At 63.8% G+C, this 11757-nt stretch carries 8 protein-coding genes and 1 pseudogene; 4 read left to right on the top strand and 5 right to left on the bottom strand.

Annotated features, from left to right (window positions below):
• Positions 1-1132: 1132 nt before the first annotated feature.
• The 3 genes and pseudogenes from ACSYDW_RS00775 to ACSYDW_RS00765 form a co-directional block, all read right to left on the bottom strand.
• Positions 1133-1438, bottom strand: coding sequence for a hypothetical protein (locus tag ACSYDW_RS00775; protein WP_438336798.1), 306 nt, complete (start codon positions 1436-1438; stop codon positions 1133-1135).
• Positions 1439-2282: 844 nt separating this feature from the next.
• Positions 2283-2699: a transposase gene (locus tag ACSYDW_RS00770; protein ID WP_438336797.1), complete on the bottom strand. Its 417-nt coding sequence runs from the start codon at positions 2697-2699 to the stop codon at positions 2283-2285.
• A gap of 389 nt (positions 2700-3088) precedes the next feature.
• Positions 3089-3292: pseudogene (locus ACSYDW_RS00765) on the bottom strand (helix-turn-helix domain-containing protein); the annotation flags it as partial.
• A gap of 870 nt (positions 3293-4162) precedes the next feature.
• Here ACSYDW_RS00765 and ACSYDW_RS00760 point away from each other — a divergent pair.
• The 3 genes from ACSYDW_RS00760 to ACSYDW_RS00750 all read left to right on the top strand — a co-directional run bounded on the left by ACSYDW_RS00760 (position 4163) and on the right by ACSYDW_RS00750 (position 6960).
• The gene (locus tag ACSYDW_RS00760; RefSeq protein WP_438336796.1) at positions 4163-4558 is read left to right on the top strand and encodes an HsmA family protein; all 396 of its coding nucleotides are present in this window, start codon (positions 4163-4165) and stop codon (positions 4556-4558) included.
• A gap of 103 nt (positions 4559-4661) precedes the next feature.
• Positions 4662-6149 (top strand): amino acid permease, encoded by a 1488-nt coding sequence (locus tag ACSYDW_RS00755; RefSeq protein WP_438336795.1) that lies wholly within the window; start codon positions 4662-4664, stop codon positions 6147-6149.
• A gap of 124 nt (positions 6150-6273) precedes the next feature.
• Positions 6274-6960, top strand: a complete 687-nt coding sequence (locus ACSYDW_RS00750; protein ID WP_438336794.1) for a DNA alkylation repair protein — start codon at positions 6274-6276, stop codon at positions 6958-6960.
• A 31-nt stretch (positions 6961-6991) separates the two neighbouring features.
• Here the strand turns inward: ACSYDW_RS00750 and ACSYDW_RS00745 are convergent, their stop codons facing one another.
• Together ACSYDW_RS00745 and ACSYDW_RS00740 are read right to left on the bottom strand one after the other, a co-directional pair.
• A complete protein-coding gene (locus tag ACSYDW_RS00745) occupies positions 6992-8020 on the bottom strand; it encodes a M12 family metallopeptidase (RefSeq protein WP_438336793.1) in 1029 nt (342 codons plus the stop codon).
• Between the two features lie 129 nt (positions 8021-8149).
• Complete coding sequence (locus ACSYDW_RS00740) at positions 8150-9220, bottom strand: alkene reductase (protein WP_438336792.1); 1071 nt, start codon at positions 9218-9220, stop codon at positions 8150-8152.
• Positions 9221-9442: 222 nt separating this feature from the next.
• Between ACSYDW_RS00740 and ACSYDW_RS00735 the strand changes: the two genes are divergently transcribed.
• On the top strand, positions 9443-11740 hold the full coding sequence (locus tag ACSYDW_RS00735) for an SH3 domain-containing protein (RefSeq protein WP_438336791.1): 2298 nt from the start codon (positions 9443-9445) through the stop codon (positions 11738-11740).
• Positions 11741-11757: the final 17 nt, after the last annotated feature.

Raw genomic sequence — 11757 nt, 5'->3', positions numbered from 1 at the left:
CCGACGGAACAAAAGTATATGGCGTCAGCGGCCGGTTCGTGCGATTGTTGCCCGAGCCCCGCCCGTGCCGCTTCCATTCAGTCCGTAGAGGACGGTTAGTTTGTCATCGGGGTTCAAATGGGCCGAATCCAAGGGCTGCGGCCCGAAGCGGCTTATTTCCACCATTTCGAAGCCATGGCCCTTGAGCGCCATGGCTTCCTCTTTCTGTCGAAGGTGATTACATTAGTGCGGTTGTTTATGCTCGTCCAACGAACATAACTAGGCGTGCCGCCCCGCCCTCAATTGTGAACAGGCTGCGTCAGATGGGGCGGTGGCAGGCGTCGGCTACAATTTCGATTGCCCCCAGGGCTGGTTCGGCGGCGACCTCGTATAGACGCACTCGGCGACCGATACCTCTACTCCAAGCCCCCTCGCGCTATTGCCGATGGGCAGCGACCGTCAGACGAAGGAGCCAGCCGGTCTTCGCTCTGGGATCGCAGCACTATGACTCAAAGCCGTCGCGGCAAGCATTCTCAACGCTATTCCCCTACAAACAACACACAAATTGTTCGCAATGAAGCATCCCGGAGGAATTCGAGCGTATCTACTGTGATGAAATTTCCGGCTCGTTACCCGACATGGCCGCCCACAGAACGGCGGCATGATTTCCGGGACGGTTCATCGAGACCACTCGGGTACTCTATGGCTCTTCGTATAAATCGACTAGGAGCGTGACAAAACCACCGTCAGGCAAGCATGCATTTCACTAAGAATTCTGTCCGATTCGAGTTGACTAGGCATTTCTCCGGCGGCGTGCATGTATTTGTTACGTTTGTCTGTAATTGACCTCATCCATGCCTGTTTCTCGCTAGGTTCCATCAGCTGTCTTTTAGCGAGTTCTTTGAAATAGTCACCTAGGCTGTACTGACCATTCAACCACCCGCGGAGTATGATCACTTCCCGAAGTGAGGTGTCGAGGGCTCGCGTGGTGTGAAGGACCATTAGAAGCCATCCATGGTGCTTCGGCAATTTTGAGACTTGAACAATCCTGTCGAGTTCTCCTGTAATTGCACTTAACTTGTTAGATTGCTTTAGCTGACTGTGACCGCTCACTAGTATGCGGAGGGTGTCCACTCGTTTTTTCGTTGACATTTTAGTCTGCCTCTGGATAGATGACTCGTGCACCAGCGAATGCCGCAGCGCGGTATGGCTTAAGAATGTCGTTAGTTTTATTGGCCGCGTGGGGAGGGGGGCCAGGCATTTTTAGATCATGAAATGCAAGGCGTGCATCGTCATGCTTTAGCAATGATGCTGTGTGCTGAAGTCCGTCCAAGCCTTGGTTGATACCAAAATCAAGGGCAACGGTGGAAGAGACGAGAGTTTTGACACTGCGCATTACAGAGGAACGTCCGCTGTCCGTATCGAGACGAGCGACGATGCTGCCATTGTGAATGTCCATCCAATGAGTCCCTCTGACCTTCACTTTATGTTGTGAAGACGTTACGTTCCTGGAGCCTCTGGGATCCTGAATGGTGCTGCTTCGGCGTGCCCTTCCTGTCCAGGCCTCAGCGAATCTCGAGGACTGGAAAGTGCGAAGTTTGTCGATAATCTTGGACGCCCCGTAGTTCAAACGCTCACGGTCAAAACTGCTAAGAACATCAGACGAAGTGAAAACTATTTCATCGAACAGCTGTATGGTTCCATCCAGGTTTAGATCCGGAGCGTCCACTACGACCAACCAGAATCGGGTCGTAGCTGGTAGCGCAAATCGTGAAAGGAGGACGTGGCTTTGGCCGGAAGGGGTTTGGATTTGTCTGGATAACTGTGTGGAAACGAAGCATGCAACAAGTCCACGGTCTGTTCTCGCCAGAATATCGGGACCCTTCACAAGGAGCGGGTGGTCCGGATAAGTAACGTAGGCATTTTCGTCAAACAACTCGTGTCCAAGCTGACCAATGATTTTTCTTCGATTCACAAGATATGAAGATATATTATATCTTGACAAATTTACTAATCACTAACATGCGAAGAACCGTTTTCGTTCGTTCGCGTTAATAGTTGATGTATATATTTGCAGAATCTTTGTCTCCTCGAGACAATGCCAGTTTAACCCAGCTGTTTCATCGTGTGTCCGAGTGCCGCTGATCCCGTGATTTTCCCGGTAGCGGCGGCACTGCAGGTTTTCGGGCCTGGTGGTGAGGGCCATGTCGCTGGCAGGGGCGCCGGGTTCCACATCCCGGATTCCTGTTCTCTTCTCTCGTGAAGGGTGGGGCAAGCCGCGGGTTCAGGCGGCTATTACCTCGTCAGGCAACCTCTGCCCGCTTGATGGGTGAGGCGCGGCGGATGACCTTGCGCAGCTTCGGTTCGGTGGCGTGCCGGTTGCGCCGGGTGAGGAAGCGGCGGATTATGCCGGCCGGCGCCTTGTGACTGGGGTGGTCGGTCCCGTCGAGTGCGAAGCGGCGCAGCGCGGTGAACTGCGGCTCGAACCGGTTGAGCCATGAGCTGTAGAAGGGTGTGTACGCGAGTTCGACGTTGTTTGCCGCGGCCCAGTCCCCGACCCGGGAGTCGACCCTGGCGGAGCGGTGCGGGCCGTAGTTGTCCGTGATGATGGCGATCCGCTCGGTGATCGGGCGCAGCGACCGCAGGTAGCGGGCGAAGGCCAGGAACTCGGTCCTGCGCTTGTGGACCTTGGTGTGCCCGTAGAGCCGGTCGATGGACAAGTCGTAGCCGGCCAGCAGGTGCCGGATCCCGTGCGGGCGTTTGTAGGTCGCCCGGTTCCGCCGACGGCGCGGTGCCGTCTGGTCCCAGTGGCCGACCGCGGCCGGGGCCCAATGGCGCCCGGGGTGCGCTTGCAGGTCAGGGGCCCGAATTCGTCGAAGCAGATGACCACGTCGGGGTCGACTTCCCCGGGTTCGGTCTTGCCGTCGGCGATTTCATTGAGGTGAAGGACGCAGTTCTTCTTTCCTCGTGGTCGGGATCCGTGCTGCTCTTCCACGTCTTGATGGACTGGAAAGGAGACTCCTTGTTCGCGCAGCAGCACGCGCCGGCCCTCATAGGAAATGTCTTCCACCACCCCCTTGTCCACCAGGTGGTCGACAAGTTTCGACAGGCTCCAGGTGGAGAATGGCAGGCCGTGATCGCCCGGGCGGCCGAGTGCGATCCTGGTGATCTCGTCGCGTTGTTCCGGGCTAAATTTCGGCGGTCGCCCGCCGGCGTAGTGGGGGTGCAGCGAGTCCAACCCGTCGCTGTTGAAGTTGTGCAGCACGTCGCGGACCCGGTCTGGGCTGGTGAAGGCGACCTCCGCGACGTCCATGCCCCGCGCCGAGAGCAGCACCATCTGTGCCCGACGCCAGGAAACCACCGAGCCGGACCCGCCGCACGATCTGCAGCAACCGCGGTTCCTCGTTGTTTTCAAGTTCTCGCACCATCAAGGGGGTTTGACATCGAATTTTCCCCTGAGAGAAAGCGGAAACCCGCATACCCAGCGTGCGACCAGAACACCGTGCACGCAACGGGAGGCGCCAGGCCCGTCAGGCCGGAGGTGCAAACCTTGCAAGACGTGGTACTAGGTGAACCGTCTGGGACTGATGCCGCGGATATTAGGAAAGTTGCCAAACCTGCCAAAGAAGTCTCCAACAGAGGTCCGGAATCTCAATTGGCATCTCAGAGTATTCCGACCCCGGTGCACGGCTGTTTGAACCCTTCGTGCTCATCGGTCGTAGATTCGTCCTTTTCGCCGGAAAAGTCCGGAACTTGGAATTGCCCTCGGAGCAGCGATTTTTGCGGAACGTTTACCTTCGTGGCCAAAGCCTTGTGCACGGCATAGAACGATGGCTACTCGTAAACCTGGTCCATAAGAATGTGTACTGCACTGTCATGCACAATATCGAGGACGCTCGTTGGATAACGCTTCCAGAAAAGTTGCCAACTAGTTTGGAAAATTCGGAGGATTGTCGTTGGGCAAGATCCGCATGAAACGGGATGACAAGTAGTTGGAAAAGTTCAACCAACTTGGAAACTCACAGTTGGCACCCTTGCTGTTTCTGCGCCAGATAACGCTCTGCAAGCCACCAGTGAACATGCGCGCCCGGTCAGCACCGCCCCAAACAAACACCCTGACGCGGGGCCGGTATCGACCATTCGGTTGATTCGCGGTGCTTTGCCCCATGGGTAAGTTGGAGGCATGCTGATACCTGCCATCGTCCTCATCACGCTCGCCCTGGTCTTCTACACGATCGGGGTCTGGGCCGAACACGTACAAAAGGTCCTGAAACGGTGGCACGTGGCGCTGTTCGGCCTTGGCCTTCTCTGCGATGCCAGTGGGACCTTCCTGATGTCGAAGATCGCCGACTCCGGCGAAGTCCAGGCCGTAGGGCTCGGTGCGGGACTCAACACCATCATGGCGGTCACCGGAGCATTGGCCCTGCTGCTGATGGTGCTACACCTGACGTGGGCGATCATCGTCCTGGTGCGTAACCGCGAGTCCGAAAAGCAGGGATTCCACAAGTTTTCCCTCGTCGTCTGGGCCATCTGGCTGATCCCGTATTTCACCGGCGCCATCGGTGCCAACATGGGCTGACCCGAACCCGGTCCCGGCGGCCGGCGCACCCTATCGGAGCCGATTTCCCCGGCGTATCGTGAGGTGCAGCACTGCGTGATTCGTTCCGACAGGAGGAGGCATCATGTCATCGGGAATCTTCCGCACGAAAAGCATCGAACAAACCCTGAGAGACACCGAGGAACCCGAGCACCAGCTCAAGAAGAACCTCGGTGCCCTGGACCTCATTGTCTTTGGCGTCGGGGTCAGCGTCGGCGCCGGCATCTTTGTCCTCACAGGCCACGCCGCTGCCACGAACGCGGGGCCGGCCATTGCGCTTTCATTCCTCATCGCCGGTCTCGGGTGCGGCCTGGCGGCACTCTGCTACGCCGAGCTGGCCTCGAGCGTGCCGGCCGCCGGAAGCGCCTACACCTACACCTACGCCACCATGGGGGAGATGCTCGCCTGGATCATCGGGTGGGACCTGATCCTCGAATTCACGGTGGGAGCTGCGGCACTTGCGACATCCTTCAGCCAGTACCTGGGGGTGATCCTCGACGGGACGCCCTTCGCCATTCCGGAGGCCATCGCGACGGCCGAGGACGGCTACCTCAACCTGCCCGCCGGCGTGCTCGTCATCGGGCTGATGTTTGTCCTGATCTCCGGGGTGAAGCTCTCGAGCCGCATCAACCAGGTGGTCACGGGAATCAAGGTCCTCGTGGTGCTCGCCGTCATCATCGCCGGCGCCTTCTTCGTCAACCTCGCCAACTGGTCGCCCTTCATCCCGCCGGCCAGCACCCCGCCCGCGACCGAGGGCGGCGCGCTGCACCTGCCGCTGGTCCAGACGCTGTTCGGGCTTGAACCGAGCGTCTTCGGCGTTGCGGGTGTCTTCGCCGCGGCAGCCATGGTCTTCTTCGCGTTCATCGGCTTCGACGTCGTGGCCACCACGGCCGAGGAGACCCGCAACCCGCAACGGAACATGCCGATCGGCATCTTCGGGTCGCTGGCGATCGTCACTGTCCTCTACATGGCGGTGTCCCTGGTCATCACCGGCATGCAGGACTACAGGGACATCGACCCGGAGGACGGTGCGCCGCTGGCCACGGCCTTCGTGAACGTGGGCCTGCCGGTGATGGCGGACCTCATCTCCCTCGGTGCATGCATCGGGTTGATCGTGGTGTGCATGATCCTGTTCCTCGGCCAGACGCGCGTGGGCTTCGCCATGGCCCGCGACCACCTGTTGCCCGTCTCGCTGGCCAAGACGCACCCGCGCTTCGGCACGCCCTACAGGTTCACGATCCTTGCCGGCATCCCGATTGCGATCCTTGCGACGTTCGTTCCCCTCTCGACGCTGGCGGAGCTTGTCAATATCGGCACCCTGGCCGCCTTCATCCTCGTCTCCATCGGGGTGATCGTGCTGCGCAAGAGCCGGCCGGACCTGCCGCGTTCCTTCAAGGTGCCGTGGGTTCCGGTGATCCCCATCGCCTCGGCCCTGCTCTGCTTCTACCTGATGCTGAACCTGTCCCTCGAGACGTGGATCCGGTTCATCGTCTGGCTGGTGCTCGGGTTCATCGTCTACTTCGCCTACTCCAGGAAACACAGCAAGCTCAACGTCCCGGACGGCAAGCCGTAGTAGGCGGGCAGGCCCCGGCGAGCGCCGCACCTGGTTCGGGGGACGCCCCGTCCCAGGGTCGGTCCGGGACCGGCCGGAAACCCGCGGCTAAGGTGGAACCGTACACGACGAGGAAGGCGCCATCTTGACCGAGAACACCACACTGACCCCCGCAAGCGGCGTGCCGGAGATCCGGGCGGCCCTGGCAAGCCTGCACGATGAGCGAATCCTGGCGGTGAACCAGCGGCAGGGCAACGACCACGCGGTCAACCTGACGAAGCTTCGCGCGCTAGCCAAGGCGCTCAAGACCAACCAGGAGCTGGCGGTCGAGTTGTGGGGCACCGGGGATTCCGAGGCCCGGTTGCTGGCCCTGCTGATCTGCGGGCCCAAGGCGTTCGGGTTCGACGAGCTCGATGGAATGCTGCGGGCAGCGGTTGTCCCGAAGGTCCAGGAGTGGCTGGTCAGCTACGTGGTCAAGAAGAGCCCGCACTGCGAGGGCCTGCGCGTGTTGTGGTTCGGGGATCCCGATCCCGTGGTGGCCAGCGCCGGCTGGGAGCTGACGGTCATGCAGGTGTCCAAGAACCCCGGGCTGCTGGACCTGCCAATGCTCCTGGACACCATCGAATCCGGGATGAAGGACGCCCCGGAACGGCTGCAGTGGGCCATGAACCACACGTTGGCGGAGATCGGGATCGTGCATGCCGGGCACCGGGGGCGGGCGTTGGACATCGGCGAGAGGCTGCAGGTGCTTGCCGACTACCCGACGCCCCCGGGGTGCACCTCCCCGTTCGCGCCCATCTGGATCAACCACATGGTGGCCCGCCAGGGGTAGCAACCTTCCGCCGTAGGCTGGCCGGGACCTGCTACCAGAGCATGATCGCGCACTGCCCCGAGGCCCCCGCCCAGCTCAGCCGCACGCGTGCCACGTACTTGCGGTCCTTGAACAGCTTCACCCGGACCTTCGCGTTGCGGTCGGTACCGCTGTTGTCGTTCGCGGCCAGGTGGCGCAGCTTGCCCTTGACCTCCTCGAAGAGCACCACGACGGTGTCCGCGAAGCCGAAGGTGCCCAGCTCGTACCTGCGCGTTTCACCCGGAACGATGCTGAAGTTGGCCTGGCCACCGGGTGCCAGGGACAGCCGCACCGAGACGAACGGGGCCAGCGGCGGGTTCACTGCCGCGAGCTTCGGGTAGAAGCGCAGGATCCACTCCTTGTCGAGCGCCGAGAGCCCGCCGGCAGGCTCGAGGCCTGCATGGTACCGGGCCGGCTGGAGGATCAGGCCCGCGGGGAACCAGTACTCCATCACGGAGTCCGGGTCCCAGCTCGAGCCCTCGACCTCGGTGGGGTCCAGCTTGCGCAGCACGTTGGAGAAGGTCTGCTCGCGCGGCCAGAAGTTGGGGGAGCCGGCGAAGTACTCGTAGACCTTCGGCTCGTCCCAGACGATGCCGGCGAACGGGTTCTGGTGCTCGTGCGGCAGGCCCAGGGTGTGGCCGATCTCGTGCAAGGCCGTGGTGCGGCCGTACTCGGTGGTCAGGTCCCACCCGAAGTTCATGGTCGGCTCCGTGGCCGGGATGCCCAGGACGTCGCGACCCACGTACGACCAGGAACCGTCGGACTGGTCGAAGCCGATGCGCACCTCCGCCTCGCTGCGCTCCTGTACCTCGGTGAACACCAAGCCGATGCCCAGCGCCTTCCACGCGGCGAAGGCGTCCCGGACGGCCTGCCGCTGGGCCGCCGGCCCGTCCAGGAACCAGTAGTGCAGCACCGTTCCGTTGACCCACTTGCTGGACATCATCCGGATCAGGCGCATGCGCTCGTCGGGCAACCCCGGGGGCAAGGCCAGCGGAATCCGCGGCTTGACGTTGCAGGCCGGACGCAGTGCTTCTTCAACCATGGTGTTCCTCCTTGATCGGGGCCGCTGCCGCATCCGCGGCACGGGGCCACTGCCAGAAGTACACCACGGGACCCGCCGCCGACGCAGCAGGCACAAGGCCCGGGGCGGACGTGCCGCCCCGGGCCCGGCCTAGTTCCGGTACGCCGGGTAGTCGGTGTAGCCCCGGGCGTCGGGCCCGTAGAACGTCGAGGCGTCAGGCTCGTTCACAGGGAGGCCCTCACTCCAGCGGCGCACCAGGTCGGGGTTGGCGATGGCGGGGCGCCCCACGACGACAGCGTCGGCCAGCCCGTCATCCACCAAGGAGACGGCCTCCTCGCGCGTGGTGATCTCCCCGAAGCCGGTGTTCAGCAGGAAGGGGCCGTCGAACCGGGAACGCAGGTCCTGCACGAGCGCGCTCGCCGGGTCCCGGTGCAACACGCTGAGGTAGGCAAGTCCCAGCGGGGCCAGCGCATCGACGAGGATCCCGTAGGTTTCCCGCACGTCGGCCGGATCGAGCTCAAGGGTGCCCTGGACGTTGTGCTCGGGCGAGAGACGGATGCCGACCCGGTGCGCGCCGACCTCGGCCACAACGGCACGGGCCACCTCGATGACGAAGCGCGCGCGGCCGGCGGGCGACCCGCCGTAGCCGTCCTCGCGGGTGTTTGCCCCGGCAGCCAGGAACTCGTGCAACAGGTAGCCGTTGGCGCCGTGCAGCTCCACGCCGTCGAACCCCGCATCGATGGCGTTGCGCGATGCCCCGACGAATTCCCCGACGATCCCCGCCAGCTCTCCGGTTGACGGGGAGTGGGGGACGGGGAAGGGCTTCTTGCCCTCGTAGGTGCGGGTTTCCCCGTCGATGGCGAGGGGGCTGGGTGCCACGACCCGGTGCCCGCCGTTGGTGTCCTCATGGGTGACGCGACCGGCGTGCATGACCTGCGCGAAGATCCGTCCACCGGCCTCGTGCACCGCCGAGGTGACGTCCCTCCACCCGGCGAGCTGCTCCTCGGTGACAAGGCCCGGCTGGCCGGGGAAGCCCTGGCCGGCGTGGCTGGGGTAGGTGCCTTCGCTGACGATCAGCCCGAGCGTGGCGCGCTGGCGGTAGTGTTCGACAACCAACGGGCCGGGCACGCCGTCCCGGCCGGCACGGACCCGGGTCAGGGGTGCCATGACGAGTCTGTTGGGCAGTTCCAGGGCGCCGAGCTTCAAGGGGGAAAACAGCATGGGGTAGTGGTTCCTCTCAGGGTGGTGGTCTCTGGATAACGACAACCGCACCGGGCCGCCGATTATTTCGCGCGGGATCGAGGTCCCGGAATTTCCGCCGCTGCCCCGGCCACCCGGCGGTGCGGCGGTGAACGCCGGGGCCGGAAAAGGGCAAGGGGAAAAGCCGGGGAAATATGCCGTGAAAACCCTTTGCGAAATCCTTCATTTCGATAGAGTTGCGGAATGACTACTACTTCCGGGGAACAGGCTCGCAATTTCCGGCTGTCTGCGGCGCTGCTTGCTGCAGTGCTGGTTGCCACGCCCGCGCTCGCAGCACCGGCCCACGCGGCACCGCCAGCCCCCGCGACGGTTTCCGCCGCTCCTGCCGAATCCGGCGGCGAGGACGCGGGCCCCTCCAGGGCAGCCCCGGCGGATGCGGCACCGGTCACCGGCGAGGCCCTGAGGCAGCTGTCGGTCCCGGGAGTCGATGAAACCGCCGCTGCGAGCGAGGGCGCCCGCGAGGAAGCCGTTGCACCCACGCCGGCAGCGCCGGCGGACGCGGGTGCCACGGGACTTGGCGGTTCCGCCATCGAACCCGACCCCTCGGACGACGACCAGCTTGCGGCGCTGTCGGCCGAGCGGAGCACCCAGGAGTTCACCGCGGCCGGGCTGACCTGGACCCCGGACGCCAACGACACCGTGATCGAAGCGGCGGTCAAGGTCCGTGAAAACGGGGAATGGTCCGACTGGACGAGCCTTGAGGTGCTTAACCCGGGCTCCGAGGGCGAGGGGACCCTGGCCGGCACCGAACCCCTGCTCAGCCTGGGCGCGGACGGCATCCAGGCGCGCGTGCTGACGGACAGCGGCCTGGCCCCTCAAAACCTCGAGGTCAACCTGGTCTCGGCGGGCACCTCGGCGACGGACGGCACGGCCAGGGCCGCGACGGCGACGGCGACAGCGACACCGATGGCCGATGCCGCCGCCACTTCCTCCGATGGTGCCGCACTCAGGCCCGCCGTCATCACCCGCGCCCAGTGGGGCGCCACCGAATCGCAGGCGAACACCACCACGCGCCGCTCCGCCAAACTGCAGGCCATGTACGTGCACCACACGGCCAGCAGCAACAAGTACACCGAGGCGCAGGCCTTCCAGCAGATCCGGGGGATCTACGACTACCACACCAAGGTTCTGAAGTGGGACGACCTGGGCTACCAGTTCATCGTCGACCGCTTCGGGAACATCTACGAAGGGCGGCGCGGGTCCCTGAACGACCTGGTTGTCGGCGCCCAGGCCGGTGGCTACAACGCCAACACCATCGGTGTCTCGGCCATGGGCAACTTCGACGAGGTCGCACCCCCGAAGGCCACCATCGAGGCGCTCACGCGACTGCTGGCGTGGAAGGGCTACCAACACAACCTCAACGTCAAAGGCAGCACCACGCTGACGACCAGCACCGCCGGGCCTTCGACAGCCAGGTACGCGAACGGAGTCAAGGTGACGGTCCCTGTCATCCTCGGGCACCGCAACACCAACCTGACGGCTTGCCCCGGCACGTACCTCTACGCGAAGCTCGGCGCCATCCGCACCGAGGTCGCGACCCGCATCGCCAAGGCCACCGCCGCGTACGGGGCGGCCAGGCCGGTGCTGGCGGCGCCCGGGGCCGGCGGGAACTACTCCGCCGACTCCCCGGTGAGCCGCGACGGCAAGATCACCCTCGCCTGGAAACCGGTCAACAAGGCCACCAAATACCAGATCATGGTGCGATCACTCGATGACGAGCGCATCTGGTGGGCCGGAAGGACCGTCACCGGGACCTCTGCCGAGGTGGCCCTGGCCTACGGGGAAACCGCGATCTTCGGCATCCGGGCGCGGGACGATTCCGGACGCGTCAGTGCGACCACGCGGCTGGTGAAGAGCACCAGGCCCGGGGCGCCCGTCGTGGCCCGGAACTACAGCCGGTGGACCACTGCGGCACTGAACCTGCGCACGGCCGCGGACGCGGACTCGGCGCGGCTGCTGACCATCCCGTCGGGCAAGAAGCTGGCGATCACCGCGACGTCGGGCAACTGGAGCCGGACCACCTACGGCGGCAAGACCGGCTGGGTGTCCTCCAGCTACCTTGCGTCGGCTCCCAAGCCGGTCGGCAAGCGCTACCGCTACGCATTGCTGGACACCAAGCTGCTGCGGAGCGCGAACTCCGGCGCGGCGAAAGTGGTGGGCGTCGGCAAGTACGAGAAGGTCCAGCTGCTGAAAACCTCCGGCACGTGGTCGCAGGCGAAGCTCGGATCGAAGACCGGCTGGGTGAAGAGCTCCAAGCTTTCCGCCGCGGCACCCCAGGGCAAGAAGTACCGCTACGCGGCCATCAACACGAAGCTGCTCAAGAGTGCCGCTTCCGCCTCCGCCAGGGTGGTGGGCCTGCCCAAACGCAAGAAGGTGCAGCTGCTGAAGACCGGGAACGCCTGGTCCCAGGTGAAAACGGGGTCCAAGACCGGGTGGGTCAAGTCCTGGAAGCTCGCCAGCAAGTCACCGGGGGGCCGCTAGCGGAACCCACCCCCGGC

Origin of the sequence: Paeniglutamicibacter selenitireducens (genome assembly GCF_051550675.1) — a bacterium.
Classification (GTDB): Bacteria; Actinomycetota; Actinomycetes; order Actinomycetales; family Micrococcaceae; genus Paeniglutamicibacter.
Note: the sequence above shows the minus strand (reverse complement) of the source record. Positions and strands in the feature narration are given on the sequence as shown.

What these genes read in the sequence shown, in the direction of transcription:
- ACSYDW_RS00775 (WP_438336798.1), bottom strand. Translation starts at nt 1,438, where the DNA reads ATGGACATTCACAATGGCAGCATCGTCGCTCGTCTCGATACGGACAGC.
- ACSYDW_RS00760 (WP_438336796.1), top strand. Translation starts at nt 4,163, where the DNA reads ATGCTGATACCTGCCATCGTCCTCATCACGCTCGCCCTGGTCTTCTAC.
- ACSYDW_RS00755 (WP_438336795.1), top strand. Translation starts at nt 4,662, where the DNA reads ATGTCATCGGGAATCTTCCGCACGAAAAGCATCGAACAAACCCTGAGA.
- ACSYDW_RS00745 (WP_438336793.1), bottom strand. Translation starts at nt 8,020, where the DNA reads ATGGTTGAAGAAGCACTGCGTCCGGCCTGCAACGTCAAGCCGCGGATT.
- ACSYDW_RS00740 (WP_438336792.1), bottom strand. Translation starts at nt 9,220, where the DNA reads ATGCTGTTTTCCCCCTTGAAGCTCGGCGCCCTGGAACTGCCCAACAGA.
- ACSYDW_RS00735 (WP_438336791.1), top strand. Translation starts at nt 9,443, where the DNA reads ATGACTACTACTTCCGGGGAACAGGCTCGCAATTTCCGGCTGTCTGCG.